Consider the following 26,694-nt stretch of genomic DNA (forward strand, 5'->3'; position numbering starts at 1 on the left):
CTCGCTCCCTGATCGTGGTCCCTAGAACGGGATGTCGTCTTCGTCGTCGCCGGCCAGGTCGAACGGGTCGACCTTCGCGGTGACCGACCTGGCGGTGGCGGCCGGGGCCGAGCCGGCCTCGGCGGGCCTGGTGGCCCAGGCGGGGAACGGGAAGTTCACCACCAGCGGCACCGGCAGTTCGGGCTGCGCGACGAACATGGTGCCCGGTTTGGCCATGAGCACACGCATCCGCTGCGCCTGGGTGAGGAACCCGTACTCGGGTCGGGTGGCCTCGGCCGCGTCGAGTCGGCCCACGACGCGGATCGCCGAGTTCGACGCGATCCGCCGCTCCACTTCGGACGCGGTCTGCTGCGCGCCGATGAGGATCACCCCGAGCGAGCGGCCGCGTTCGGCGATGTCGAGCAGGATGTCCTTGATCGGGCTGGTGCCCTCCCTCGGCGCGTACTTGTTGAGCTCGTCGAGGACCACGAACTGGAGCGGGCGGGCCGTCCCGGCCTTCTCCTTGCGTTCGAACTCGGTGCGCAGGACCACGCCGACGACGAACCGCTGCGCCCGGTCGGGCAGGTTGTGCAGGTCAACGACGGTGACCTGCGCGTCGGAGGCGAGCGCGGCCCCTCTCGGGGGCAGGTCGCCGCGGATGAGGCGGCCGATGTCGCGGCCGGAGGCGATGAGCCGCCGGATGAACGCGTTGACGGTGCCCAAGCCGATCGCCGACCCCGCCCATTCGGTGCGGGTCTCGTCGTCGGCGAGGCGCTCGCAGATCAGGTCCACGAGGTCGCGGTAGCTGGTGAGGAGCTGCCCGTCGACGCTGATCGCGCCGTTGTCCTTGGGGCGGGCCTCTTTTCGCAGGCGGGCGGCGACCTGGTGGACGACCATCGTGTACTGCTGGCGGTCGTCGTCGCCGTCGGCGAACACGAACGGCAGCAGGTTGAGCTGGCAGAACTCGGCGAGCGTCCAGTAGAACGCGTCCACGCCGGTGGACCGGCACGCCACGTCCGGGATCCCGTTCGAGTCGCCCTCCCGCGGCGGCGCGAGGACCTCCACGGACTTGAACGCGCCCGGTTCCATGCCGAGCCTGCGGTAGGAGTCGCGGATCGTCTCGTCGATCTTGGTGTTGTCGTGGTCGAGAAGCAGCAGGTCCTCGCCCTTGACGTTGAAGATGAGCGCCTTGGTGTTCGCGGCCTCGGCCCCCAGCGCGCCCGAGTGCAGCAGCGAGTACAGCATCCAGGTCGCGAACGAGGTCTTGGTGGCCACGCCGGAGATCCCCGAGATCGACACGTGCGCGCCCCGCGTGCCGTCGAGGAAGTCCGGGTTGAGGAACACCGGCTGCCCGTCGCGCGAGAACCCGAGGGGCACTTGGCGGGCCATGCCGTCGAAGTACAGGGCCCGGTCGCGGTCCTCACCGGCGGCCCGCTGTACCTCCGCGCCGGGGCGCGGGGGCACGAACACCTCGGGTTCGACGCGGGTCACGGTGACCTCGGCGGCCTCCTGGACCTGCGCGGGGAGCAGGCCCCCGGCGATGTCGAACACGTCGGAGTCGAATTGGGCGCCCTCGTGGCGGCTGCGCACCGACGTGACCACGCCCGAGATCCGCACCGCGCCGACCCCCGGCACCTGCCGCTCGGTGGTGAGCACGTCGTCGAGCTGCGCGTACGCCTCCGGCCCGACCCCGACCCAGAACGACAGAGGCGTCGCGTCCTCCGTGCCGAGCACGCGCCCCACCGATTCACTCATCCGACGATCCTCGCAGTTGACCTTCTCTCCCCCGTGACCGGGGGAGATTCCGCCTGGAGGCGGCCACTTGCCTCGCGACAGTGGTGATTGCTGCTTCCTCGCAGTCCCCAGCCGGGAGCTGGGCTTGTGTGGAACCTCGCCGCGCGAAGACCACTCGGCAACATCCGAATCCCCGCGCGAGCGCGCTGCGGTGCGCGCTCGTCGGGTAGAGCCGGAATCGATATCGGACTTGCGTCATGGGTCACCGCCGATCGAGATCTGGTATTTCCCGGGTTCAACGAGAGCTAAGGGGTACCGGTGACGCCATTGTGATCGAACACACGTCCTATGTTCGATCGCGTGTCGTTTTCTCGAGGGCGCAGATAGCGGAGGATGAGGTTGCCCCCGGCTTCGAGCACGTGTCGCAGCACGAGCGGCCGCGCTTCAGGTGCGGCCCGGCCTTCTGCTATTCGCATCGGGCCCGCGCCCACGAGTTTCGGGGAGAGGGTCAGGTCGAGCTCGTCGACCAGGTCGGCGGCGGTCAGGTCGGCGAAGACGTGGGGGCCTCCTTCGCAGAGGATCTGGCGCAGGCCGCGCTCGCGCAGCGCCGCCACGGCCGCGGTGTAGTCGACCGCGCCGATGCCGACCGCGATCACGTCCGCGACCTCCTTGAAGGGCTTGACGGCCGCTTCGGGGAGGTCGGCGGGGACGATGAGGATCGGGCGCCTCGGGGCGCGCGTGAAGATCGGCGCCTGCGGATCAAGATGCGCGGTGCGGGAGGCGATCGCCATCACCGGGACCTCGGGGAGCCCCCGCGCGAGCCGCCAGGCCTTGCGCTCAGGGGAGAGCTTCAGCTCCTTGTACTCCTCGGCCCGCACCGTCCCCGAACCGGCCATGAGCACGTCGCAGCGGGCCCGCAGGACCTTGAACACCCGCTTGTCCTCTTCACCCGAAAGTGGACCCGAGAGGCCGTCCAACGTCGCCGCGCCGTCGGCGCTGGAGACGAAGTTGACGCGCAGCCAGTCCGGCCGGGGCGCCTCGTACGCCGCGTACACCTCGTCGTCGGTCAAGTCATCGAGTCGTCGGTACTCCACCTGTGCCACGGCGACAACGTAGCCCACCCCTGTGACACCCGGTCAGGGGCCGAGGACCCGCTCCAGGTACGCGTTGGCGAACCGCCGCTCGGGGTCGACCTCGTCCCTCACCCGCCGGAAGTCCTCGAAGTGCTTGTAGCGCTTGGTGAGCTGCTCGGCCGTGGCCGAGTGCATCTTCCCCCAGTGGGGCCTGCCGTCCGCGTCCGCGAAGACCTTCTCGCAGTCGGCGAAGTACCGCTCGTGCTCGTGCCGGTGGAACTGGTGCACCGCCACGTAAGCGGTGCGCCGCCCCTGCGCGGTGGACAGCCAGATGTCGTCGGCGGCCGCGAAGCGCACCTCCACCGGGAACGACACCGTGTGCCCCTCGCGGTCGACCAGCGCCCGAAGCTCCCGCAGCGCCTCGGGCAGGGCCTCGCGCGGCAGCGCGTACTCCATCTCGCGGAACCTCACCGACCTCGGCGAGGCGAACACCCGGTGCGACACGTCCGTGTAGCTTCGGGCGCTCCAGACCCGCCCGGCGATCCGGTTGAGCCGCGGCACCAGGCGCGGGAACTTCGCCCCGAACCGGTTGCTGGCCTCGAACAGGGCGTTCTCGGTGAACGTCTCGCTCCACCAGTACGACAGGCGGCTGGGCGAGCGGCTCGGTTCCGACATCGCGTACCGGTTGTTCCGCTTGGTCAGGGTGCGGTCGGTGTGCGGGAACCAGTAGAACTCGAAATGGTCGTTGTCGGCCACGAGCGCGTCCAGGCCCTCCAGGACCGCGTCGAACCGTTCGGGCCTTTCAGTGGCCTTGAGCCGGAACGCCGGGACGCATTGGAGCGTGACCTCGGCGATCACCCCGAGCGCGCCCAGTCCGAGCCGCGCGGCGGCGAACAACTCGGGCCGCTCGAACTCGGTGCACGCCACCACCGAACCGTCCGCGAGCACCAGCTTCAACCCCTTGACCTGCCAGGCGAATCCCCGGTAGCGGTCCCCGGTGCCGTGCGTCCCGGTCGAGATCGCCCCCGAGATCGTCTGCTGGTCGATGTCGCCCATGTTCTCCAGGGCCAGGCCGTGCGCGTCCAGGACCCGGTTGAGGTCCCACAGGCGCATCCCGGCCTCCACGGTCACCAGGCCCGACCGCGGATCGACCTCGACGACCTGGTCGAGACCGGACATGTCCAGCTGCACCCCGTCGGCCACGGCCACGCCGTTGAACGAATGGCCCGCGCCCACGGCCTTGACCCGCAGTCCCTCGCCGGCCGCGGCGCTCACCGCCGCCGAGAGCTCCTCGACCCCCTCGGGCCGGACCACGCGCACCGGATCGGCGCTCTCGGTCCTCGCCCAGTTCTGCCATCGAGCCGAATCCATCTCGGCGGCATCCATAATCGCCAGTCCCTTCGACGGCTACGCTTTCCCACGACACCGGTTGAACATGAGGTGTACTTCACGGTAGCTTTCATCTAACCCCACATGACCTGCTGAAGGGAAGTCGGATGGGCCACCAGGCAGCATCGGGTTCGGCGAAGACCGCCGCTCCGGCCGCACTCGACCGGAGGTTCGCCGAGCTCGAACGCGCCACGGCCGGGCTCCAAGCCCCCTTCGCCGTCGTCGATCTCGACGCCTTCGACACCAACGCGGCCATCCTGCGCCGAGGCGCGATCGGGAAACCGCTGCGGCTGGCGAGCAAGTCCCTGCGCAGCCGGGCGCTGATGGACCGCGCGCTCGCCCAGCCCGGATTCAAAGGCATCCTCGGCTTCACCCTCCCCGAAGCGCTCTGGCTGGCCGCGGGCGGCCACGACGTGGTCGTCGCCTACCCCACCGCCGACACCGACGCGCTGCGCGCCCTCGCTGCCGAGGACGAGCTCGCCGGCCGCGTCACCCTCATGGTCGACTCGGTCGAGCACCTCGACTTCCTGCGCCGCCACGTCACCCCCGACCCCGCACGGCCCCTGCGGCTCTGCCTCGAACTGGACGTGTCGCTCGAACTGTTCGGCGGCCGCGTCCACATCGGCGCCCACCGCTCCCCGGTCCACACCCCCGAGCAGGCCCTCGACCTCGCCCACGTCATCGAGAAACGCCCCGGCGTGAACCTCGTGGGCATCATGGGCTACGAAGGCCAGATCGCCGGCATCCAGGACACCGTCGGCGCCGCCGCGCTTCGCTACCCGCTCGTCCGCCTCATGCAGCACGTCTCCAAGACCGAGCTCGCCGCCCGCCGCGCCGAGGCCGTCGCCGCCGTCCGCAGCGTGGCCGACCTCGAATTCGTCAACGGCGGCGGCACCGGCTCGGTCCACTCCACCGCCGCCGACCCCTCGGTCACCGAGATCGCGGCCGGCTCCGGGCTCTACTCGCCCGCCCTGTTCGACGGCTACCGCTCCATCCGGCCCATCCCCGCCGCGTTCTTCGCCCTCCCGGTCGTGCGCCGCCCCCGCCGCGGCATCGCCACCGCCCTCGGCGGCGGCTGGATCGCCTCCGGGGTGCCCGGCCCCGACCGCCTCCCCAAACCGACCTACCCGACCGGCCTGCGCTACACCAGGACCGAAGGCGCCGGCGAAGTCCAGACGCCCCTGCGCGGCAGGGCCGCCGACGGCCTCGCCATCGGCGACCGGGTCTGGATGCGCCACGCCAAAGCCGGTGAACTGGCCGAACGCGTCAACACCGTGCACCTCTACTCGCGCGGCCGCATCGTCGACGAGGTCCCCACCTACCGCGGCGAAGGCCGCGCCTTCGCCTAAGCCACAACTCGAAAGGGGCCCGGCGAATCGCCGGGCCCCTTCCTCGTCATCGGTCAGTCGTCGTTCCCGCGACCTCGGTTGTTCTCGTCCCCAGGCGTGCACTGGCCCAAGAACTCCTCGATCGGCGAGCACTCTTCATCGTCGTCGCCCTCTGGCGGCGCCGCCGGAGCGCACCGGCCGTCACCGGGGTTCGTCGCGCAGTACGGACTGTCCGCGTCGATCTTCCCCTCCCCGTTCATGATGTCGTCCACGATCGGACTCCCGGCGTGCGGCGCCTCCTGCCAGCTCGTCGCCTCGAAGCCCTTCGCGTCGATCACCCCGTTCATGAACTGGATCCACACCGGATAACTCAGCCGCGAACCGTACACGCCGTCCGTGCCGCCGTCCCGGTTCAACAGCGGCGCCGACTCGGCCGTCGCGTTCCCCACCCACGCGGCGATGCTCAACTGCGGCACCGCGCCCACGTACCAGGTGTGCGCGTTGGCGTTCCCGTACTTGTCCGCGGCCTGCCACGTACCGGTCTTGCCCGTCAGCGCCCGGTTGTCGCGGATGGTCTCGCCCTCACCGGTGATCGTCGAACCCACGAACTGGAGGTTCCGGGCGATCCCCGCGTCGATCGCCTGGTACGACTCCAGCGGCTTGCCGGTCGGCTCGATCTTCTCCCCGTCGCGGTTGTAGACCGCCTCGACGTAGTGCATCTCGTTGTAGACGCCGTCGGCCGCGATCGTGGCGTACACACTGGCCATATTGGACACCGAGGTCGGGTACTGCCCGAAGCTCACGTGGTAGTAGAACGGCGAGTTCGGCGTGGACGCGTCCAACTCGGTCCGCACCGGATTCCCGTCGCCGTCCTCTCCGTCCAGCGACGCGAATCTGTCGATGTTGCCGTTCTCGTCGGTCACGAACGAACCGTCCTCGTTCTCGATCACGCCGTGCCGCGAGTACGTGATGTTCCCGTCCCCGTCCCGGTAGAACCGGTACGTGACCGCCTCACCGTCCTCGGTCTGCGTCATCTCCCGCACACCCATGTGGACGGCCATCTCCAGGATCGCCGTCGCCCCGTACTTCTCGGCGATCGCGTACATCGGGGTGTTCTTCGACTGCCGCACCGCCTCGGTGAGCGTCATGTCCACGTCCTCGTTCGCGCCCGAGTTCGCGATCGTCTTGTCCTCGAAGTCCTTCAACGTGTCGAACTCGCGCGGCGAGAGTGACCGCCACCACGAGTCGATCGACGCGCCCTTCTCGATCGCGGTCGCCGCGGTGATCATCTTGAACGTCGAGGACGGCGGGTGCGGGTTCTCCAGCCCCGCCTTGTCGATGCCCAGGCCGTTGTCCCCGCCGTAATAGCCCAGGACCCGGCCCGTGCCCGGCTCGACCGCCACGACCGCGCTGGCCATCGACTCGTTGTAGTCGTACAGCGCCGCTTCTTTGTTGTCGTTCTCGAACTCGAAGTAGTCGTCGCCGTTCACGTACTCGGCGGCGGCCGCGCGCTCTTCGACCGGGTTGTTCTCGTCGTCGACGAACTGGCCTTCGTCGTTCGTCATGCGCTTGAGGTCGCCGCGGCTCGCGGTCTCCACCGCGAGGTTCTGGATCTCCTGGTCGATCGTCAGGGCCACCGTGTAGCCGCCGGTGTCCTTCTCCTTGCCGTAGAAGTCGTCCTTGGTGAGGCCGTAGCGGCGCTCCAGCTCTTCCCAGATGTAGCCGTCGGTGGGGTTGGTGATGAACCCGGTGGTGGTGTCGTGGCCCCAGGTGCCGGGGTTGGCCAACCGGTCCAAGGTGGCGGGCATCCCGGCTTCGAGCTGGGCCTCGATCTCGGCGATCTGGTCGCCTTCAAGGCCTTCGAGGTCGTCGGTCATGGTCAACAGGGAGTCCATGCCGTGCTTCCACCGGTCGAACGCCTTGGGGTTGACCTCTTCTCCCTCGGGGATGTTCAGCAGCGGGTCGAACGAGCCGTCACCGGCTTTGACCTGCATGACCAGCATCATGCCCTCGCCCCAGGTCAGCTCCATGAGCGGCTTGTTGAACCAGACCTCGGCGGCGGCGGCGATGCCGTAGGAGCCGCGGCCGTAGAAGTTGAGGTTGAGGTAGTGGAGGAGGATCGTCTCCTTGGAGTTCTCCTGCTCCAGCTTCATCGCCATGACCGCCTCCTGGGCCTTGCGGCCGTAGGAGATGTCGTCGCGCAGGTCCATGACCATGCCCGCGTACTGCTGGCTGATCGTCGAGGCGCCCTGCGTGTCGCCGCCCTTGATGTTGTTGACCAGGGCGCGCATCGTGCCCTTGTAGTCGACGCCCTCGTGCTCGAAGAAGTCCTTGTCCTCCAGGGCCAAGAGCGACCAGACCACGGTCGGCGGGATCTCGCCGTACGTGTCGGTGAGCTTGCGGGTGTACTCGCCGTAACCGGCGATCTGGGTGGTCCCGTCGCTGTAGGTGAACGTGGTCGACTCGCCGAATTCGAGGTCCTGCGGCGGCGGCACGCTCTCGAAGAACCAGGACCCGGCCACCGTGATCGCGCCCAGGAACATGAGGCAGACCATGATCAGCGCCGCGTACACGCGGCGGCGGCGCACCGAGATCTTCTTTTTCTTCTTGCCCTTGCGTCCGGGCCCTGACGCGCCCTTCTCGGTCTTGGGCTTCGCGGCGCCCACGACCGAGGCGCGGCCCATGTTGCCCGCTCCGGGAGCGCCCGGCGGCGGCCCCGGCGGCGGCTTCACCGAAGCGGAGCCGGACGGTGGGGGCGGCGGGCGCCGAGGACCCATGGGCGGCGGCGGGGGACCGAACGTCGAGCCGCCCGAACCCGCGCCGGGGCCGGGAGGAGGACCTGCCGGAGGGCGCGAGGGAGGGCCGAACTGCGGGCCCTGGGGGCTGGGGCCGGGGCGTTGAAAGTCGCTCATGCTCAACCATCCACGAGTTGTGAGGTGCCGGTCCGCGCTGCGCGGCCCTGGGGCTGCTTCGGCGAGCGCCGCCGGAGAGATGGTCGGCCCGGCGGACATCCGCAGAACATCGGATGTTAGCGGACCACGCCCCGTAGGCGAGGAGTGCTCGGTTCGGCGGGTGAGGAATGCCGCTCAACGCCCACCTTAGACCGCCGATGCCACGCCTGTGCAGGCGCGCTGCATGGGCCCGGTGTGCCCGGGTTGGTGAACTATCACACGTTTCGCGTCCTTCAGGACCCCGCGGCCACGCCCCTCGCGGCCTGCCTGCCCGAGTACAGGCACCCGCCCAGGAACGTGCCCTCCAAGGACCGGTAGCCGTGCATGCCCCCGCCGCCGAAGCCCGCGGCCTCGCCCGCCGCGTACAGCCCCGGAAGCGCTTCGCCGCCCGAGCGCAGGACCCGGCCGTCGAGGTCGGTGTGCAGCCCGCCCAGGGTCTTGCGGGTGAGCAGGTTCAGCCGCACCCCGATGAGCGGGCTCGCCTTCGGATCGAGCAGGCGGTGCGGGGTGGCCACCCGGATGAGCTTGTCGCCGCGGTAGTTCCGGGCCCCGCGCAGGGCGGTGACCTGGAGGTCCTTGGTGAACGTGTTGGCCATCTCGGCGTCGCGCGCCTCCACGGCGGCCTTGACCGTGGCGAAGTCGAGCAGGTCCTCCCCGGTGATGGCGTTCATCTTGGCGACCAGCTCGGGCAGCGTCGGGGCCACCGCGAAGTCCGAGCCGTGCTTCTTGAACGCCTCCACCGGCCCCGGAGCCCCCGGCAGCACCCGCTTGAGCAGCAGCTTCACGTCCTTCCCGGTGAGGTCGGGGTTCTGCTCCGACCCTGAGAGCGCGAACTCCTTCTCCAGGATCTTCTGGGTGAGCACGAACCACGTGTACTCGTGGCCGGTGGTCATGATGTGCTCCAGTGTCCCGAGCGTGTCGAACCCGGGGAACAACGGCGCGGGCAGGCGCTTGCCGGTGGCGTCGAGCCACAGCGACGAGGGCCCTGGCAGGATCCGGATGCCGTGGTGGGGCCAGATCGGGTCCCAGTTCTCGATGCCCTCGGTGTAGTGCCACATCCGGTCGCGGTTGATCAGGTCGGCTCCGGCGGTCTCGGCGATGCCGAGCATCCGGCCGTCCACGTGCTCGGGGACGCCGGAGATGAGGCGCTCGGGGGCCTTCCCGAGGCGCTCGGGCCAGTTCCGTCGCACCAGGTCGAAGTTCCCGCCGATGCCGCCGGAGGTCACCACGACCGCTTCGGCGCTCATCGCGAAGTCGCCGAGCGCCTCCCGGCTGGTCGCGACCCCGCGCGCCGACTCGTCCGGGGACAGCAGCGTGCCGGATACCCCGGTGACGGCCCCGTCGGTCACGGTCAGCTCGTCGACCCGGTGCCGGAAGCGCAGGCGCACCTTGCCTTCGGCGGCCGCCTCGCGCACGCGCTGCGCGAACGGCTCGACCAGCCCGGGCCCGGTGCCCCAGGTGATGTGGAAGCGCGGCACGGAGTTCCCGTGCCCCTGCGCGGTGTACCCGCCGCGTTCGGCCCAGCCCACGACCGGGAAGAACCTGACCCCGAGCGAGTGCAGCCAGGCCCGCTTCTCACCGGACGCGAAGTCGACGTAGGCCTCGGCCCATTTGAGCGGCCACTCGTCCTCGGGCCGGTCGAACCCGGCGCTGCCGAGCCAGTCCTGCCACGCGAGGGCCTGCGAGTCCTTGACGCCCATGCGGCGCTGCTCGGGCGAGTCCACCAGGAACAGCCCCCCGAAGGACCAGAACGCCTGGCCGCCGAGCGACTGCTCGCCCTCCTGGTCGACCAGCGTGACGGTCTTGCCCAGCCGCACCAGTTCGCACGTGGCCGTCAGTCCGGCCAACCCGGCCCCGATAACGATGACGTCGCTGTCCATCGCCTGTACCTCTCGCATGGCCTCGCGGCATCGAATCTCGCTTAACAGCTTGTGTTCCAGGAGGTTACGGCAGCGGGTGAGCGACGGCAAGGGCCCGCGCCCGGAGTGCGGGCGCGGGCGTGCGGTGCCCGACGGGGCCAAGCCTTGCCGGTCGGCTCGGTCCCGCCGGGCGGAGGGTGGACTCGGGTCAGGCCCTGGCCCACAGGGCCGGAGTCACGTCCGGGGTCCAGGTGGACTGGGAGGTGTGGGCGATGGTGCAGCGGTATTGGACCCCGTTGTAGACCACTTGCGCGCCGACTTGGTACGCGGTGCCGGTCTGCCAGGTGGTCTCGCCGCCGCCTCCGCCGCCGATGACCAGCGTGAGCGTGGCCGTCCTGGTGACGGTGCCTTGTGCGGTGACGGTGATCGTATGGGTGCCGGACGCGGCCGAGGCCGCGACGTTGACGGTGAGCGTGGCCGTGCCCCCGGTGGTGACCTGGGTCGGGCTGAGGCTCGCCTGGACGCCGGAGGGGGCGCCGCTGACGGACAGGTTCACCGTCTGGGCGCTACCCGAAGTCGTCTGGGTCGACACCGTCACGGTGGCGGACTGGCCGGGGTTGAGGTTCGTCGAGCTCGGCGAGACCGACATGTTGAACCCCGGCTGGGTGCCGCCGGTCGTGACCAGGGTGGCCCCGGTGCGCTGGAGCGCCCGGTTGAGCGGTTCGTACACCGTCCAGCCGCTCGGGCAGTTGCCCGCGCCGCCGGAGGTGATCCCCTGGGCGGAGTTCCCGGAGATGTACGAGCCGCCCGAGTCACCGGGCTGGGCGCACACGCTGGTGCGGGTCATGCCGGTCAGCGTGCCTTCGGGGTAGGTGATGCTCACGCCCTTGGCCTGGATGACGCCGCAGTACCAGCCCGTGGTGGAGCCGGAGCGGCACACCGAGGCGCCCACGGCCGCTTCGGTGCCGTTGGCGACCTGCACGTTCGTGCCGTCGTAGCGGTTGACGTTGGGGGAGGTCTGCCAGCCGGAACCGGCCTGGACGTAGGCCCAGTCCTCACCGGGGAACTGCGAGAGGCGGAACTGGCCGCCCGCGCCGGTGCCGCCGGTGATCTGGCCGTTGCCGATGCGGCAGTGGCCCGCGGTCACGAAGCCCTGCCCGTAGGTCGGGTGCGTGGCCGAGAAGCCCACCGAGCAGCGGGACTGCCCGGCGATGTTGTAGGCGTCGCCGCCGCGGATGGTGCCCTGGTAGGGGACCGGCTGGTCGGCCTCGACCGTGAGGGACCAGGCCCCGTCGGCCAGGCCGGCCTCGTCGGCGACCTTCTCGGCGGACGCGGCGTCGGGCGCCACGATCGCGATCGAGTTGCCGGGCAGGTCGACGTACCAGCTGTGGATCTCGTCGCCGTCGAGGCGGTCGAGCGCGGCCGTCACGTCGGCCGAGAAGGTCTCCAGTTCTGCGAGTGAGTAGTCGACGACCAGGGATTCGTAGCCCGTGGCGTCGAGGGTGGAGGCGAACGGCACGGTGGCCGCGACGGCGATCGCGCCGTCGTCGGTGATCCAGGTGCCGGCGTACTCGTCGCCGAGGGACGCGGCGGCGAGGAACTCGATCTCCAGCGCCGCGTCCTCTGCGGCGAGGCGGTCGAGGGCTTCTTCGGTGGTGAGGCCGAGGTCGCGTTCCATCGCGGCGAGCACCGCGGGGTCGACGTCAACGGCGGGCGGAGGGGAAAGGGACTCTTGGGCGTTGACCGTGGCGGGCGCGCTGAGGATGAGCGCGGCGCCTCCGGTCAGCACCGCGGCGCTGACCGCGGCGATGCTCCTTCGAGGACTCATGTTCAGGCCTTTCTCGCAGGTCATGCGAAAGGTTCGATGAGAACTGTGGTGTGGCCACGCGCTCAGCCTAGAGCCAGATTAATTGATTGTAAAGTTTCTATATAGAAAAATCTGATGCTTTTTCGTCCCTTGTGTTCATACCAGTCCACACTGCATCCACCGCCGCAACCGGCAGCGCAGCCGCACCCGGCGCACGAATCGCCAAACGTCGCGCACGGCGGCGGGCACGCGCAAGGGGCCGAAGGATCAGAGTCCTTCGGCCCCTTGCGCTTCGCTCAGACTCGGCAGAGGATTTCTCCGTGGGGGATCATGAGCCAGGACCGCTCGTCTTGGCCCCAGGTCTTCCAGGCGTTCGAGATCGCGTGCAAGGTTTCGGGGGTGGCGTGGGCGCCTTCTAGTGCCTGCTTGGCGAAGTCGGAGTGGAGGCTGCGGTCGGCCCACAGATCGCCCCACCAGGTGCGGGTCTCGGGGTCGGCGAAGGTCCAGGTGGATGAGGTCGACGTGACCTGGGCTTCGGTGAAGCCGGCGTCGAGCGCCCAGGACTTGAGTCTGCGGCCCGCGTCCGGTTCGCCGCCGCCCGCGCGGGCCACGCGTTCGTACAGGTCGAGCCATGCGTCGAGGCCCTGCGAGGTCGGGAACCACGTGAACGCGGCGTAGTCGCTGTCGCGCACCGCGATCAGGCCGCCCGGGCGCACCACGCGGCGCAGTTCCCGCAGCGCCGCGACGGGGTCGCCCACGTGCTGGAGCACCTGGTGGGCGTGGGCGACGTCGAAGGTGTCGTCTTCGAATCGCAGCCGGTGCACGTCGGCCTGCTCGAACGTGACGTTCGACAGCCCCCGCCGGGCCGCCTCCTCGGCGGCCTTGGGCAGGATGTCCGCCACATGGTCGGCGCCGATCACATTGCCGCTCTTGACGATCGCGGCCAGGTCGGCGGTGATGGTGCCCGGCCCGCAGCCGATGTCGAGGATCCGGTGGTGCTCCTGGAGGTGCGGCAGCAGGTAGGCCGCCGAGTTCTCCGCCGTGCGCCAGGTGTGCGAGCGCAGCACCGAGGCGTGGTGGCCGTGGACGTAGGTCGCCGTCTCTCTTGTCATGCGCCCGACCATATCGCGTGCATACCAATTATTGAGAGCATCATTCCATAATATGGTCACCAGCCGCGCCGTCGCGTGAGCCAGTCGGCGGCCGCGAGGCCGCTCCATCGCTGGTGCGCGCGCAGGTACGGCGACACGTCGGGGATCGGGTCCTTGGCGGACTCGCCGAGGTAGTACCCGGCGATGCACGCCAGCGCCGAATCCAGTTGCGCTGCGGTGACTCCGGCGGCGGTCGGGTGGTTCCAGAACAGGCGGTCGGCGTCGTGCCCGTCCCCGTGCGCGGCCACCAGGAAGCACGCGGTGTCGAACCAGGTCGAGTGGACCTGGACCCAGTTCCAGTCGCAGATCCAGGCCCGCTTCTCGCCCACGATCATGTTGTCGGGCCGCAGGTCGAAGTGCATCACCGAGTCGGCTTCGAGCGCCTCGTCCACTCCGGATTCGAGCCGGGCCAGTTCTTCGACGCGGCCTTGCAGCGCGGGCGGCACGAAGAACGGTTCCAGTTTTCCCGAAGCCACGGAGGTGAACTGGCGGAGATTGTCGTCGATGGGTTCGGCGGCGACGCCGAGGTCGAGCAGCGCCCGCGGTGCCGGCGTGAGCGCGGCGGCGGCCTGGGCCCAGGCGTCGAGCATGAGGTCGAGGTCGCGGGGGTCCATCGGGAGCGTCGGGGCCCTGCCGGGCACGGCTTCGAAGCCGAGCACGGTCCAGTCTTCGAAGTCGGCGGCGAATTCGAGGCGCGGGGCGGGAACGTCGTGGGGGAGCGCCTGGTTGACGCGGGCTTCCTGCCGGTAGGCGTCGAGCGCCCAGGATCTGTCCCTTCCGGCGGCCTTGACGAACAGTTCGGCCCCTGAGCTCGAGCGGACCCGGGCGGCGAAGCCGCCGCTGAATCCGCCTCCGGCCATGCGGATCTCGGCCGGTTCGCCGCCGAGTTCCTTCGCGATGCGGGCGCGCACGTCGGCGGGGAGCGTGGGCCATGTGGCGCGAATCGCAGTGGCGTCGTAGGGGACCGTGGGTCCGAATCGGGACATGTGTCGAGTCTCGACCGCTGGGGCCCGGCTCGCAATCGCTTTATCGAAGTGGCCGCCGCTCGCGCTGTGGAGCGGCGGAACCCGAGGTGGCGCCGGGTATGCGAGCGGCCCCCCGCCGCCGTGGTGGGGACGGCGTCGAGGGGCCGGGTTCCATTCTAGGCGTTCGCCAGCAAAGATGGAATCACCACGGGCAGTACATAGCAGCCGATGTCGCCCACAGTGCTGTACGTGAGTGCCCAACGGGCGGTCCTGGCGTCGCGGCACAGGACCACGAACGCCACCATGCAGCTGAGGGCGCGCTGCGCGTCGGTCATGAACTGGAGCCAGGACTCGGCCTGGGCCGGGTCGGGTTCGAGGACGGCGTCGAAGAGCACGGCGAGGACGCGCTCGCCGTCCTTGGCGTAGGCGGCCGCGACGCAGACGCGCAGGCGCCCTTGCTGTTCGGGCAGGGTCAGGGTGCGGCGGGAGACGCTGATGTCGTCGTATTCGGGGAGGTCGGGACCCTCGGTGCAGTAGTACAGCTCGGTGGCGAATTCGGGGCGCGTTTCCATCAACATGGCGAGGAGTTCGTTGTACTCGATTGACATTCGAGTTCCTAACTTCCGCGTGGGGTCACAAAAGGTGGGTTGTAGGAACAACGAGGACAGGTGTTTCCGGTTACGGGTACTGGTGACAACTTGACGATGCAGGACGCGGATGCACGAGCCTCGGCGGCCGAACGCCGCAGGGGCGCGGCGGGTGTCCCCGCCGCGCCCCTGTGAGCCTTGCTCTTAGAGTCCGAGCTGGTGCTCGAAGTTGCCCTCTTCGATGCGCTTGGTGACCGCTTCGAGGTAGCGGGCCGCGTCGGCGCCGTCGATGAGGCGGTGGTCGTAGCTCAGCGTCAGGTGCATGACGGAGCGGACCGCGATGACCTCGCCCAGGTCGGGGTCGTTGATCACGCGGGGGCGCTTGACGATCGCGGCGGTGCCGAGGATCGCGGACTGCCCCAGCGGCACGATCGGCGTGTCGAACAGGGCGCCGACCGAACCGGTGTTGGTGATCGTGAAGGTCCCGCCGAACAGGTCGTCGGGGGCCAGGCCGCCTTCGCGGGCCTTCTTCGCGATCTCGGCGATGCGCTTGGCCAGGCCCGGGATGTTCAGGTCGCCGGCGTTCTTGACGACCGGGACGATGAGGCCCTTGGGCGTGTCCACCGCGAAGCCCACGTGCTCGGCCTCGGGGTAGGTGACCGTCTTCTCCTCCATGTTCATGGAGGCGTTGACGATCGGGTACTGCTGGAGCGCCTCGATCGCGGCGATCGAGAAGAACGGCAGGAAGGAGAGCTTGACGCCGTGGCGGGCGAGGAACTCGTCCTTCTTGGCCGCGCGGAGCTTGGCCACCTTGGTGACGTCCACTTCGCGCACCGTGGTCAGCTGGGCCATGGTCTGCATCGACTGGAGCAGGGCCTTGGCCGCGGACTGGCGCAGGCGGCTCATCTTCTCGGTGCGGCCCCGCAGCGGGCTGACCTCGACCTTGGCCGGGGCGGCCGGTGCGGCCTTCTCCTCGGCGGCGGCCGGGGCCGGCGCCTTCTTGGCGTCGATGACGGCCTGGACATCCTCCTTGCGGACCCTGCCGCCGACACCGGAGCCGGTGACCTCGGAGAGGTCGACGCCGTTGTCGGAGGCCAGCTTGCGCACCAGCGGGGTCACGTAGGAGCCGGACGGCTTGGACGCCGAGGGCGTCGTCACGGCCGGGCCCTCGGTGACCTCGGGCGCGGCCGGGGCGGGCTTGGTGGGCGTCGACTCGGCCTTCGCCGGAGCGGGCTCCGGTTCGGGCTCGGACTTCACCGCAGGCGTCGGCTCGGACTTCGCGGCCGGGGCCGCGTCGCCGGAGCCGATGATCGCGAGCACGGAACCGACCTCGGTGGTCTCGTCCTCGTTGACGCGGATCTCCAGCAGGGTCCCGGCGGCCGGGGACGGGATCTCCGTGTCGACCTTGTCGGTCGAGATCTCCAGGAGCGGCTCGTCCAGGTCGACGTCGTCGCCGACGGCCTTGAGCCACTGGGTGACCGTGCCCTCGGTGACCGACTCGCCCAGTTCGGGGAGCAGCACCTCGGTGCCGGAGGCGGGACCGGAGTCGGCCGCGGGGGCCTCCTTCGCGGGTGCCTCCTCGGCGGCCGGGGCCGCTTCGGCCTCGGGCTCGGGAGCGGACTCGGCGGCCGGGGCGGGCTTCTCGGCCGGGGCCGATCCTCCGGCCTCGGACGGGTCGCCGATGATCGCCAGCTCCCCGCCGACCTCCACGTCGGTGTCCTCGGCGGCCACGATCTTGATGAGCACGCCGGCGACCGGGGACGGGACCTCGGTGTCGACCTTGTCGGTCGAGACCTCCAGGAGGGGCTCGTCGACCTCGACGGTGTCGCCCTCCTGCTTGAGCCACTGCGTCACGGTCCCCTCGGTGACCGACTCACCGAGGGCGGGCATCGTTACCGATGTCGACATCGTTTCGTTCAACTCCTGTTGTCGTTCTTAGTCGTGGACGTGCAGCGGCTTGCCGGCCAGCAGCATGGCCGCCTCGCCGATCGCCTCGTTCTGGGTCGGGTGCATGTGGATGAGGTTCGCGACGTCGTCGGCGTACGCCTCCCAGTTGTAGATCAGCTCCGCTTCGCCGATCTGCTCGGAGATGCGGGCGCCTACCATGTGGACGCCGACGATGGGGCCGCCCTCGACCGAGACGAGCTTGATGAAGCCCTGCGTCTTGAGGATGATCGACTTGCCGTTGCCCGCGAGGTTGAACGACACCGACTTGATCTTGTCGGCGCCGTACTTCTCCTTGGCCTTGTCCTCGTTGAGGCCCACCGACGCCACCTCGGGCTCGGTGAAGGTCACGCGCGGGATGCCGGTCTCGTCGATCACGCCCGGGTTCAGGCCCGCGATGTGCTCGGCGACGTGGATGCCCTGGAGGAAGCCGCGGTGCGCGAGCTGGACGCCGGGGACGATGTCGCCGACGGCGTAGACGCCGGGCACGTTGGTCTGGAGGTGCTCGTCGACCAGGACGAAGCCCCGGTCCATATTGATGCCCTGCTCCTGGTAGCCGATCCCGTCGGTGACGGGGCCGCGGCCGACCGCGACGAGCACGAGGTCGCCCTCGACGACGGTGCCGCCCTGGATGGTGACCTGGACGCCCGAGGCGGTCTTCTCGACCTTCTCGAAGAACTTGCCGGTGTGGAACTTGATGCCCCGCTTGCGGAAGGCGCGCTCCAGCTGCTTGGAGGAGTCGGCGTCCTCGGCCGCGATGAGGCGGGGGAGGCCTTCGATGATCTCGACCTCGACGCCCAGGGACTTCCAGGCGGAGGCGAACTCGACGCCGATGACGCCGCCGCCGATGACGATGGCCTTGTTCGGCAGCTCGGTGAGTTCGAGCGCGTGCTCGGAGGCGATGATCTTCTCGCCGTCGATCTCCAGGCCCGGGAGGGTCTTGGAGTACGAGCCGGTGGCGAGCACGACGTGCTTGCCGGTCACGGTCTGGCCGTTGTCGACCTGGACCTTGTTGGCCCCGACCAGCGTGCCGGTGCCGTTGATGAACTCGACCTTGTGGGCCTTGACCAGGCCCTGGAGGCCCTTGTACAGGCGGGCGACGACGTCGTCCTTGTACTTCTTGACCGCCGGCATGTCGACGCCCTTGAACTCGGCGAGCACGCCGAACTGCTCCGAGTCGCGCGCGGTGTCAGCGACCTCGCCGGCGTGGAGCAGTGCCTTGGTGGGGATGCAGCCGCGGTGCAGGCAGGTGCCGCCGACCTTGTCCTTCTCGATGAGGGCCACGGACAGCCCCAGTTCGGCCGCGCGGAACGCGGTGGCGTATCCGCCGCTGCCACCGCCCAGGATGACCACGTCGTATCCTGCGTTCGGGTCGCTCATTGCTCTCCCCACTTAACGATCCATCGGTATCAGAGACCATCCTTCCACCGGACGCGACTCGTGATCGCCCAGACCCGGTGGTTGGAGTGTGCAACACCATTCAACCGCTTGCGGGGACCTTCGGAAAGTCCAGTTCGTGTGCGGCTGGACACAGGCCTCATCGCGCGTGTGTACGCTTGAGAGTCGACGCCTCCAAGGGTGCAGAAGGAGCGGCTGTGGGCTTGTTCGGCAAGAAGAGGAAGAAACAGGGGAACGGGACGCTGGACCGCGCCTCTGACAGCACTGACCAGCGGCATCTCATCGACTTCATCAAGACGCGCAGCGGTGTCGAGGCCTACGTGGAGCCCAAGACCACCGTCACCGAGACCACCGTCATGCTCATCGCCCACGACGGCGAGTGGACCCGGCGCCGCATCGACGGCCCGGCGGGCGCCTTCGCCTTGGGGCGCAAGCACAACGTCCCGGTGTACGAAGTGGCCAAGACCGGGTATCCCCAACGTAAACGCGATTTCGACGCCAGGCGCAAACTGGAGCAGCAGCGCAACCAGTGAGCAGACGAACGCGGCCGACCCGAATCGGGTCGGCCGCGTTTCGCGTTCCTTAAGCGGCGTGCTCTTCGAGCAGCGCGACCAGGGTCCGCACCGGAGCGCCGGTGGCGCCCTTCGCGATGTACCCGTACGCCGAGTCCGAGTCGGCCGTGCCCGCGATGTCCAGGTGCGCCCAAGGCAGCTCCTCGGGCACGAACTTCGACAGGAACACCCCGCCCTGCACCATGTGGCCGTCCCGCTTGAGACCGGTCGCGCACTGCGACACGTCCGCGATCGGGGACTCCATGAGCTTCACGATGTCCTCGGGGAACGGCATCGGCCAGCCCTGCTCGCCGGTCGCCTCACCGAGGCGGCGCAGCCGCTCGGTCTCGGACTCGGTCCCCATCAGGCCCATCGTGCGGCGGCCCAGCGCGATGAGCTGCCCGCCGGTGAGCGTGGCGACGTCGTAGACCGCGTCCGGCCCGTCCTCGACCGCCCGCGACAGCGCGTCGGCCAGGACCATGCGGCCCTCGGCGTCGGTGTTGAGCACCTCCACGGTCATCCCGTTGCGGATGGTGACCACGTCGGAGGGCCGGTAGGACGAACCCGAGACCATGTTCTCGGCCAGCGCCACCGTGCACGTGACGTTCACGGCCAGGCCGAGCCTGGCGGCCGCGAGGGTCGCGCCGACCACGGCCGCCGCCCCGGCCATGTCGCCCTTCATGTCCCACATGCCCGCGGTGGGCTTGATGGACAGGCCGCCGGAGTCGAACGTGATGCCCTTGCCGACCAGCGCGACGTGCGCCTTCGCGCCCTCGGGCCGGTAGGAGAGCCGCACCAGGCGCGGTTCGGCCGCCGAGCCGCCGCCGACGGCGAGCACGCCGCCGTAGCCGCCTTCGGTGAGCGCGGCGGCGTCGAGGATCTCGACGTCGAGTCCGGCCGCGCGGGCGGCCTGCTCGATCTCGGTCGCGAACCCGGGCGGGCGCAGCAGGTTCGCGGGCGTGTCGGCCCAGTCCTTGACCTGCGCCACGGACTCGGCGAGCACGCTCGCCTTGACCACCGCGGCCTCGGTCGCGCCGAGGACCTTGATCGTCTCGGGGGCGTCGTCGCCGTTGCCGTCGGTCTTGTAGCCGGCGAACTTGTAGGCGCCCAGGGCCGCGCCGGTCGCGGTGGCCTCGGGGTCGCCTTCGAACGCGATCGCGACCGAGGCCTGCCCGAACGCGGCCCGCACGGCCGTCCCGGCGGCGCGGCGCAGCGTCTCGTCGTCGAGGTCTGTGGCCTCGCCCAGGCCCACGGCGTACACGAGCGTCGCGGCCAGGCCTTCGGGCGCGGGCAGGCGCGTCAGCGAGGACGCGCTCCCGGTGTTGCCCAGGGCGGCCAGTTGCGCGGCCAGGCGGCCGCCGAACGCGGCGTCCACGCCTGCGGCGCTCTCGGGCAGTTCGGGGGCGTCCTCGCCGGAGAAGACGCCGATGACGAGCACGTCGGCGTCGACGCTCGCCGCGTCGCCGGAAGCGCTGATCAGATCAGTCACGATCCATCCTTAGGTGTTCAGGTACGGGGATCAAATGCTCCGATCCTAGCCACTGGGACACGCGCGATAGGCTCTGTCCCATGTCCAACACGTCACCGCTGACCTCCCCCCTGCACGACCGACACCTCGCCCTCGGCGCGAAGTTCGCCGAGTTCGCCGGCTGGGACATGCCGTTGCAGTACCCCGGCGGGGTGCTCGCCGAGCACCAGGCCGTGCGCGGCAAGGTCGGGGTGTTCGACGTCTCCCACCTGGGCAAGGTGTGGGTGCGCGGGCCCGGCGCGGCCGCGTTCGTCAACCGCTGCCTCGCGAACGACCTCGACCGGATCGAGGCCGGGGGCGCGCAGTACACGCTGTGCCTCGACCAGGACGGCGGAGTCGTGGACGACCTCATCGCCTACCGCTTCGGCGACGACGAGGTCTTCCTCATCCCCAACGCCGCCAACACCGCCGAAGTCGCGCGGCTCCTCGCCGAGGCCGCGCCCGAAGGCGTCGAGGTCCGCGACGTGCACCGCTCGTTCGCGGTGATCGCGGTGCAGGGCCCGGAGTCGCCGAACCTCCTGGGCTACCTCGGGCTGCCGCACGACCACGAGTACATGACCTTCCGTGAGCACCTGGTCGACCACGCCGACGTGATCGTGTGCCGCTCCGGCTACACCGGCGAGACCGGCTACGAGCTGGTCGTCCCCAACGAAGCGGCGGGGGACCTGTGGGACGCGCTCTTGACCGCCGGTGCCGTCCCGTGCGGGCTCGGCGCGAGGGACACGCTGCGCCTGGAGATGGGCTACCCGCTGCACGGCCAGGACCTCAGCGCCGACATCACCCCGGTGCAGGCGCGCCTGATCTGGGCGATCGGCTGGGACAAGCCCGAGTTCTGGGGCAAGGAGCCGCTCACCGCCGAGCGGGCTGAAGGCCCGAAGCGGCGCCTGTGGGGCCTGGAGGCCACCGGCAAGGGCGTTCCGCGCGCGCACATGAGCGTCATGGACGGCGACGAGACGGTCGGCGAGACCACCTCCGGCGGGCACGCGCCGACGCTGAAGAAGGGCGTCGCGCTGGCGCTCCTGGACGCGTCGTACAAGCCGGGGGCCGAGCTCGAACTCGACGTCCGTGGACGGCGTTTGCCGGTGCGAGTCGTCAAGCCCCCCTTCACGAAAGCCACGCCCAAGTAGGCTCTGCGCGGCCCTGGTCTTGCCTGCCGCGACGTTCTCGGATAACGTTTACCGAAACTCGCGGACGAAGGAGTCACATGTCAGGCACGCCGCATCCCCTCGCCATCGTTCGGACCGGATCGCGCCCCGCGCGGTGACGATCCGATGAGCCTGCACCCCGACCGGCTGTTCCCCGCCGACGAACGCACCCGCGCGATCGCGCGCGAACTCCACGGCCGCACCGCCGGTCTGCCGCTGGTCAGCCCCCACGGGCACGTCGACCCGCGATTGATCGCCGAGGACCGGCCCTTCCCCGACCCGGCGCGCCTGTTCGTGGTCCCCGACCACTACCTGACCCGGATGCTCTACAGCCAGGGCGTGACTCCGGACGAACTCGGTGTGCCTTCAGTGGACGGCACGCCCTCTGAAGTGGACGGTCGAGTGATCTGGCGGCGCTTCGCCGAGCACTACCGGCTCTTCCGCGGCACGCCTTCGAAGCTGTGGCTGGACTACACGTTCCAGGAGGTCTTCGGGATCTACAAGGAGCTCGGCCCGGACACCGCCGACGAGTACTACGACCACCTCTCGGCGAGGTTGGCCGAACCGGCCTTCCGGCCCCGGGCCCTGTTCGACCGCTTCAACCTCGAAGTGCTCGCCACCACCGAATCCCCAGTGGACTCGCTGGAGTCGCACGCGGCCCTCGCGGAGGTCCAGGACGCGAACGGGCGCAGGTGGGGCGGGCCGGGAGGCAAGGTCGTCACCACGTTCCGGCCCGACAACCTGATCGAACCGGACTGGCCCGGCTGGAAGGAGCGCGTCGAGGAACTCGGGCGTCTGACCGGCGAGGACACCTCCACGTTCGACGGCTTCCTGGCCGCGCTGCGCAAGCGCCGCCAGGACTTCATCGCGGCCGGTGCGACCTGTTCGGACCACGGGAACGCGACCGCCCAGACCGCCGACGACCCGGCCGAGGCCGCCGCGATCTTCCACCGCGCGCTCAAAGGCGAGGCGAGCGAGGCGGACGCGCGGGCGTTCCCGGCGCACATGCTGGTCGAGTTCGCCCGCATGAGCGTCGACGACGGCCTGGTGATGCAGCTGCACCCCGGTTCGGTGCGCAACCACAACGAGTGGCTGCACGAAGGGTGGGGCCGCGACGTCGGCGGCGACATCCCGCGCGCCACCGAGTACACGCGGGCGCTCAAGCCGCTGCTCGACGCGTTCGGCAACCACCCGCGCCTGCGGATCGTGCTGTACACGCTGGACGAGACGGTCTTCAGCCGCGAGATCGCGCCGCTCGCGGGCGGCTACAGCGCCGTGTTCGCAGGCGCCCCCTGGTGGTTCCTCGACTCACCCGAGGGCATGCGCCGCTTCAGGGAAGCCGTCCACGAGACCGCCGGGTTCTACAACACGGCCGGGTTCGTGGACGACACGCGCGCGTTCTGCTCCATCCCCGCCCGCCACGACCTGGCCCGCAGAGTCGACGCCGCGTTCCTGGCGCGCCTCGTGGCCGAGCATCGCATGACCGAGAACGAAGCCGCTGAGATCGCGGTCGACTTGGCCTACACACTCCCTCGCAAGATCTACGGAATGGAAAAGTAAGTGACGACTCGGATCGAACGCCTCGAAGTCCACGACGTGCGCTTCCCCACCGCCACGGCCGGGGACGGCTCCGACTCGATCAACCGCGCCGACTACTCGGCCTGCTACGTCGAGCTCCACACCGACGGCGGCCCGACCGGCACCGGGTTCACGTTCACCGGCGGGCGCGGCACCGAGATCGTGGCCGCCGCCGTCCTGGCCTTCAAGCACCTCGTGGTCGGCAAGACGATCGAGGAGATCTTCGCGAACCCGGTCGAGTTCTCCCGCTCGATCGTGCAGGAACCGCAGATCCGCTGGCTCGGCCCCGAGAAGGGCGCGACCCACATGGCCGTCGGCGCGATCGTCAACGCCGTGTGGGACCTGCGCGCCAAACTCGAAGGCAAGCCCATGTGGCGCCTCCTCGCCGAAATGGACTCCGCCGAGCTCGCCGCGCAGATCGACTACCGGCACATCGAGGACGAGCTCACGCCCGCCGAGGCCGAGGCGATCCTGGACGCGGGCCGCGACGGCTACGAGGACCGCCTGAAAGTCCTGGAGACCGACGGGTTCCCCGCGTACACGACCTCCGTGGGCTGGCTCGGCTATTCGGACGACAAGGTCCGCGCCCTCACCGAGCAGGCCGTCGCCGAGGGCTGGACGGCCGCGAAGATGAAGGTCGGCTCGCCCGACGTCGCCGACGACGTGCGCCGCGCCGGGATCATCCGCGACGTGCTCGGCCCCGACCGGCTGCTCATGATGGACGCCAACCAGATCTGGTCGGTGCCCGAGGCGATCGACAACATGCGGCGCCTGGCCGCGTTCGACCCGTACTGGATCGAAGAGCCCACCCACCCCGACGACATCCTCGGCCACGCCAAGATCGCCAAGGCCGTGGCCCCGATCCGGGTCGCCACCGGCGAGGTCGCCGCCAACCGCGTCATCTTCAAGCAGCTCCTCCAGGCCGACGCGATCGGGGTGTGCCAGATCGACGCGTGCCGCGTCGGCGGCATCCCCGAGGTCCTCGCGACCCTCCTCATGGCCGCCAAGCACGGCGTGGACGTGTGCCCGCACTCCGGCGGCGTCGGACTGTGCGAATACGTGCAGCACCTCGGGATGTTCGAATACCTTCGAGTCGGGAAGACCCTGGAGGGACGCATGATCGAATACGTCGACCACCTGCACGAGCACTACACCGACCCGGTCACCGTCAAAGACGGCCGCTACCGGCTGCCGCAGCAGCCGGGGTACTCCGTGACCCTCAAACCCGAGTCGATCGCCGAGTTCTCCTTCCCGAACGGGCCCGCATGGAGCGCCTGAGCAACGCGAACGTCAAACGGCTCCCTGAGGAAGTGCGCGTCCCCGGCGACCGCCCGCAGAACTCCGGGGTCCTCCACCTCGGCGCGGGCGCGTTCCACCGCGCCCACCAGGCCGTCTACACCGACGACACCGACTGGGGCATCACCGTCGCCGCGCCGCGCTCGCGCGAGGTGATCGACGCCCTCGCCGCCCAGGACGGCCTCTACTCCGTGGCCACCCTCGGCCCCGGCGGCGCAGCCATGCGCGTCGTCGGCTCGGTCGTGGACACCCTCCACATCGCGAGCGAACGCGACCGGACCCTCGACCAGCTCGCGGCCGAGACCACGCACGTCGTCACCCTCACCGTCACCGAGAAGGCCTACCGCGACCCGCACGGCATCCCCGCGCTCCTCGCCGAAGGCCTCGCCCGCCGCGCGGCGCACGGCGCGCCGCTGACGATCCTCAGCTGCGACAACCTCCCCGACAACGGCACCACCACCCGGGAGGCCGTCGAGCCGCTGCTCGACGACAAGACCAGGGCCTGGGCCGACGAGAACGTCACGTTCCCCTCCACGATGGTCGACCGCATCGTCCCCGCCTCCACCCGAGGCACCTTCGAGCGGGCCCTGCTCGAACTCGGCGCGACCGACCTCGCCGCCGTCGAAGCCGAACCGTTCACCCAATGGGTCATAGAAGACGACTTCGCCGGACCCCGGCCCCCGTGGGACGCGACCTACACCGACGACGTGGCCGGATGGGAGCGCCTCAAACTCCGCACCCTCAACGGCGTCCACTCCACCCTCGCCTACCTCGGCGCCCTGGCCGGAGCCGAGACCATCGGCGACGCCCTCGCCCTCCCCGGCGCGGAAGCGTTCGCGCGCAGGCTCATCGTCGAGCAGATCGCCCCCAGCCTCACCCCGCCCGACGGACAGGACGCACTCGCCTACGGCGAGGGCGTCCTCGCCAGGTTCGCCAACCCCGGCATCCGGCACCGCTGCATCCAGATCGCCATGGACGGCTCCCAGAAACTCCCGCAGCGACTCTTCGCGACCATCGCCGACCTCACCGACAAGGGCATCGGCCTCGACCTCATCGCCCTGCCCCTGGCCGCCTGGACCCGCTTCTGCGCGGGCACCGGCGACACCGGCGCGACGCTCCCGCTCGACGACCCGCTCGCCGACGTCCTCCGCCAGAGCCTGACCGCGGCAGGCTCCAACCCGGCAGCGAGAATCGACGCGATACTCGGCATCAGACAGGTCGTCCCCACCGACCTCGCCGACAACCACCAGCTGCGCCGGGCGGCCACCGCATGGCTGCGCGAACTCGACCGGCACGGCGTCGCCACCACACTGGAGCATCTGTGACCGAAACGATCACCCCGCGCATCGCCCTCGTCGGCGCAGGCGGCTACGGCCTCCACCACCGCGAGAACCTCCTCGCCCGGGGCCGAGACATCGACTTCGTCGGCATCTGCGACACCGCCGACATCCCCGACACCGACCGCCTCCCCCTGGGCGAGACCCCCGTCTTCGCCGACTACCGGGCGATGCTGGAGGCCACCGCGCCCCACATCGTCATCATCGCCACCCCGCCCCCCACCCACCTGCCCATCGCCACTGCGGCCATGCGCGCCGGCGCCGACGTCTACCTCGAGAAACCGCCCGTCACCGACCTCGCCGAATACGCCGAGCTCTACCAGGTCATGACCGACACCGGACGCAACGTCCAAGTCGGCTTCCAGGCCCTGGGCTCCCACGCCATCGACGCGCTGCGGGACGCGGTCGAATCGGGCCTCCTCGGCGACATCGAGACCGTCGGCGTCGCGGGCTCCTGGCAGCGCCCCGACTCCTACTACCGCCGCTCCCCCTGGGCCGGAAAACGAGAACTGGACGGCGCGCTCATCGCCGACGGCGCGCTCGCCAACCCCTTCGCGCACGCCTCCCAGCAGGCCATCGCGCTGGCGGGGGACTGGCCGCTGGGGCCGGTCGAGCTGGAGCGGCTGCGCACTCGCGCGGGGATCGAAGTGGACGACACGGCGGTGTGGCGCGCGGTCAACAAGAACGGGGTGCGCATCACCGTGGCGGTGACGTTGTGCGGGGAGCGCCGGGTCGAAGGCGACATCTACATCAAGGGCACCGCGGGCGAGGCCTGGCTCGAATACACGACCGACCGGCTGCGCCTGCCCGGTGAGACCGAACCGAGGCAGTACGGGCGCACCGACCTGCTCGACAACCTCATCACCCACCGCCGCGAAGGCAAGGGCCTGCTCTCGGGCCTGCGCCGGTCCAAGACGTTCACCGGCCTCCTCGAACAGGTCCTGAACGATTCCGTGCCGCGCCTGGTGGCCGACGAGCACCTCCAACGCGTCGATGAAGATCCGGTAACGATCCTGAAGGGAGCCGATCAGGCCGTGGTGGACGCCGCCCGCGATGGCAGACTGTTCAGTGAACTCGATCTCCCTTGGGGGTGA

The 26,694-nt window shown here is 69.9% G+C and carries 20 protein-coding genes; 7 read left to right on the forward strand and 13 right to left on the reverse strand.

Translation table 11 applies throughout. The features are described 5' to 3' along the window. Positions 1 to 21: 21 nt before the first annotated feature. The 4 genes from AB0B28_RS10940 to AB0B28_RS10955 are packed head-to-tail and all read right to left on the reverse strand — an operon-like array spanning position 22 to position 4,157. On the reverse strand, positions 22 to 1,734 hold the full coding sequence (locus AB0B28_RS10940) for an ATP-binding protein (protein WP_360119565.1): 1,713 nt from the start codon (positions 1,732 to 1,734) through the stop codon (positions 22 to 24). Then, complete coding sequence (locus AB0B28_RS10945; RefSeq protein WP_360119566.1) at positions 1,727 to 1,972, reverse strand: helix-turn-helix domain-containing protein; 246 nt, start codon at positions 1,970 to 1,972, stop codon at positions 1,727 to 1,729. Before AB0B28_RS10945 ends, AB0B28_RS10940 begins: the two co-directional genes overlap by 8 nt. Positions 1,973 to 2,018: 46 nt before the next feature. Further along, positions 2,019 to 2,816: a pyrimidine reductase family protein gene (locus AB0B28_RS10950; RefSeq protein ID WP_360119568.1), complete on the reverse strand. Its 798-nt coding sequence runs from the start codon at positions 2,814 to 2,816 to the stop codon at positions 2,019 to 2,021. A 33-nt stretch (positions 2,817 to 2,849) separates the two neighbouring features. Next, positions 2,850 to 4,157 (reverse strand): D-arabinono-1,4-lactone oxidase, encoded by a 1,308-nt coding sequence (locus AB0B28_RS10955; RefSeq protein WP_360119570.1) that lies wholly within the window; start codon positions 4,155 to 4,157, stop codon positions 2,850 to 2,852. Between the two features lie 125 nt (positions 4,158 to 4,282). On the opposite strand from AB0B28_RS10955, the gene AB0B28_RS10960 reads away from it, so the two are divergent. After that, positions 4,283 to 5,524: an amino acid deaminase/aldolase gene (locus tag AB0B28_RS10960; RefSeq protein ID WP_360119572.1), complete on the forward strand. Its 1,242-nt coding sequence runs from the start codon at positions 4,283 to 4,285 to the stop codon at positions 5,522 to 5,524. A 53-nt stretch (positions 5,525 to 5,577) separates the two neighbouring features. On the opposite strand, the gene AB0B28_RS10965 is transcribed toward AB0B28_RS10960, so the two are convergent. From AB0B28_RS10965 to lpdA, 8 genes are all read right to left on the reverse strand, one after another. After that, the gene (locus AB0B28_RS10965; RefSeq protein WP_360119574.1) at positions 5,578 to 8,187 is read right to left on the reverse strand and encodes a transglycosylase domain-containing protein; all 2,610 of its coding nucleotides are present in this window, start codon (positions 8,185 to 8,187) and stop codon (positions 5,578 to 5,580) included. 500 nt (positions 8,188 to 8,687) lie between these two features. After that, on the reverse strand, positions 8,688 to 10,334 hold the full coding sequence (locus AB0B28_RS10970; protein WP_360119576.1) for an FAD-binding dehydrogenase: 1,647 nt from the start codon (positions 10,332 to 10,334) through the stop codon (positions 8,688 to 8,690). Positions 10,335 to 10,521: 187 nt separating this feature from the next. Further along, positions 10,522 to 12,141, reverse strand: a complete 1,620-nt coding sequence (locus AB0B28_RS10975) for a carbohydrate-binding protein (protein WP_360119577.1) — start codon at positions 12,139 to 12,141, stop codon at positions 10,522 to 10,524. A gap of 275 nt (positions 12,142 to 12,416) precedes the next feature. Next, positions 12,417 to 13,232 (reverse strand): class I SAM-dependent methyltransferase, encoded by an 816-nt coding sequence (locus AB0B28_RS10980; RefSeq protein ID WP_360119579.1) that lies wholly within the window; start codon positions 13,230 to 13,232, stop codon positions 12,417 to 12,419. A gap of 56 nt (positions 13,233 to 13,288) precedes the next feature. Continuing rightward, on the reverse strand, positions 13,289 to 14,257 hold the full coding sequence (locus AB0B28_RS10985; RefSeq protein ID WP_360119581.1) for an aminoglycoside phosphotransferase family protein: 969 nt from the start codon (positions 14,255 to 14,257) through the stop codon (positions 13,289 to 13,291). Positions 14,258 to 14,412: 155 nt separating this feature from the next. Next, entirely contained in the window at positions 14,413 to 14,844 is a 432-nt protein-coding gene (locus AB0B28_RS10990) for a hypothetical protein (protein WP_360119583.1), read from the reverse strand. A 183-nt stretch (positions 14,845 to 15,027) separates the two neighbouring features. After that, entirely contained in the window at positions 15,028 to 16,731 is a 1,704-nt protein-coding gene (gene sucB / locus AB0B28_RS10995; RefSeq protein WP_360119585.1) for a 2-oxoglutarate dehydrogenase, E2 component, dihydrolipoamide succinyltransferase, read from the reverse strand. A 27-nt stretch (positions 16,732 to 16,758) separates the two neighbouring features. Further along, positions 16,759 to 18,147, reverse strand: a complete 1,389-nt coding sequence (gene lpdA / locus AB0B28_RS11000) for a dihydrolipoyl dehydrogenase (RefSeq protein WP_360119587.1) — start codon at positions 18,145 to 18,147, stop codon at positions 16,759 to 16,761. Between the two features lie 215 nt (positions 18,148 to 18,362). On the opposite strand from lpdA, the gene AB0B28_RS11005 reads away from it, so the two are divergent. Beyond that, positions 18,363 to 18,698: an oxidoreductase gene (locus AB0B28_RS11005; protein ID WP_360119589.1), complete on the forward strand. Its 336-nt coding sequence runs from the start codon at positions 18,363 to 18,365 to the stop codon at positions 18,696 to 18,698. A 49-nt stretch (positions 18,699 to 18,747) separates the two neighbouring features. Here AB0B28_RS11005 and AB0B28_RS11010 read toward each other — a convergent pair whose 3' ends face one another. Further along, the gene (locus tag AB0B28_RS11010) at positions 18,748 to 20,205 is read right to left on the reverse strand and encodes a leucyl aminopeptidase (protein ID WP_360119591.1); all 1,458 of its coding nucleotides are present in this window, start codon (positions 20,203 to 20,205) and stop codon (positions 18,748 to 18,750) included. An 80-nt stretch (positions 20,206 to 20,285) separates the two neighbouring features. Here AB0B28_RS11010 and gcvT point away from each other — a divergent pair, with 80 nt between their 5' ends. The 5 genes from gcvT to AB0B28_RS11035 all read left to right on the forward strand — a co-directional run bounded on the left by gcvT (position 20,286) and on the right by AB0B28_RS11035 (position 26,694). Then, positions 20,286 to 21,371 carry a glycine cleavage system aminomethyltransferase GcvT gene (gene gcvT / locus AB0B28_RS11015; protein ID WP_360119593.1) on the forward strand — a complete coding sequence of 362 codons (1,086 nt, stop codon included), beginning with the start codon at positions 20,286 to 20,288 and terminating at the stop codon, positions 21,369 to 21,371. A gap of 144 nt (positions 21,372 to 21,515) precedes the next feature. Beyond that, positions 21,516 to 22,949 (forward strand): glucuronate isomerase, encoded by a 1,434-nt coding sequence (uxaC, locus tag AB0B28_RS11020; protein ID WP_360119595.1) that lies wholly within the window; start codon positions 21,516 to 21,518, stop codon positions 22,947 to 22,949. Continuing rightward, positions 22,950 to 24,245, forward strand: a complete 1,296-nt coding sequence (locus tag AB0B28_RS11025) for an enolase C-terminal domain-like protein (RefSeq protein ID WP_360119597.1) — start codon at positions 22,950 to 22,952, stop codon at positions 24,243 to 24,245. It abuts the gene before it with no gap. Beyond that, the gene (locus tag AB0B28_RS11030) at positions 24,233 to 25,588 is read left to right on the forward strand and encodes a mannitol dehydrogenase family protein (RefSeq protein WP_360119599.1); all 1,356 of its coding nucleotides are present in this window, start codon (positions 24,233 to 24,235) and stop codon (positions 25,586 to 25,588) included. The genes AB0B28_RS11025 and AB0B28_RS11030 overlap by 13 nt, the downstream gene beginning before the upstream one ends. Beyond that, complete coding sequence (locus AB0B28_RS11035; protein WP_360119601.1) at positions 25,585 to 26,694, forward strand: Gfo/Idh/MocA family oxidoreductase; 1,110 nt, start codon at positions 25,585 to 25,587, stop codon at positions 26,692 to 26,694. Before AB0B28_RS11030 ends, AB0B28_RS11035 begins: the two co-directional genes overlap by 4 nt.

The organism is Glycomyces sp. NPDC046736, from assembly GCF_040645615.1.
Classification (GTDB): Bacteria; Actinomycetota; Actinomycetes; order Mycobacteriales; family Micromonosporaceae; genus Glycomyces.

Excerpts from the sequence above, each read along its gene's own strand:
- AB0B28_RS10940 (WP_360119565.1), bottom strand. The coding sequence starts at position 1,734 with ATGAGTGAATCGGTGGGGCGCGTGCTCGGCACGGAGGACGCGACGCCT.
- AB0B28_RS10945 (WP_360119566.1), bottom strand. The coding sequence starts at position 1,972 with ATGACGCAAGTCCGATATCGATTCCGGCTCTACCCGACGAGCGCGCAC.
- AB0B28_RS10955 (WP_360119570.1), bottom strand. The coding sequence starts at position 4,157 with ATGGATTCGGCTCGATGGCAGAACTGGGCGAGGACCGAGAGCGCCGAT.
- AB0B28_RS10960 (WP_360119572.1), top strand. The coding sequence starts at position 4,283 with ATGGGCCACCAGGCAGCATCGGGTTCGGCGAAGACCGCCGCTCCGGCC.
- AB0B28_RS10965 (WP_360119574.1), bottom strand. The coding sequence starts at position 8,187 with ATGGGCCGCGCCTCGGTCGTGGGCGCCGCGAAGCCCAAGACCGAGAAG.
- AB0B28_RS10970 (WP_360119576.1), bottom strand. The coding sequence starts at position 10,334 with ATGGACAGCGACGTCATCGTTATCGGGGCCGGGTTGGCCGGACTGACG.
- AB0B28_RS10975 (WP_360119577.1), bottom strand. The coding sequence starts at position 12,141 with ATGAGTCCTCGAAGGAGCATCGCCGCGGTCAGCGCCGCGGTGCTGACC.
- AB0B28_RS10980 (WP_360119579.1), bottom strand. The coding sequence starts at position 13,232 with ATGACAAGAGAGACGGCGACCTACGTCCACGGCCACCACGCCTCGGTG.
- AB0B28_RS10985 (WP_360119581.1), bottom strand. The coding sequence starts at position 14,257 with ATGTCCCGATTCGGACCCACGGTCCCCTACGACGCCACTGCGATTCGC.
- AB0B28_RS10990 (WP_360119583.1), bottom strand. The coding sequence starts at position 14,844 with ATGTCAATCGAGTACAACGAACTCCTCGCCATGTTGATGGAAACGCGC.
- sucB (WP_360119585.1), bottom strand. The coding sequence starts at position 16,731 with ATGTCGACATCGGTAACGATGCCCGCCCTCGGTGAGTCGGTCACCGAG.
- lpdA (WP_360119587.1), bottom strand. The coding sequence starts at position 18,147 with ATGAGCGACCCGAACGCAGGATACGACGTGGTCATCCTGGGCGGTGGC.
- gcvT (WP_360119593.1), top strand. The coding sequence starts at position 20,286 with ATGTCCAACACGTCACCGCTGACCTCCCCCCTGCACGACCGACACCTC.
- uxaC (WP_360119595.1), top strand. The coding sequence starts at position 21,516 with ATGAGCCTGCACCCCGACCGGCTGTTCCCCGCCGACGAACGCACCCGC.
- AB0B28_RS11030 (WP_360119599.1), top strand. The coding sequence starts at position 24,233 with ATGGAGCGCCTGAGCAACGCGAACGTCAAACGGCTCCCTGAGGAAGTG.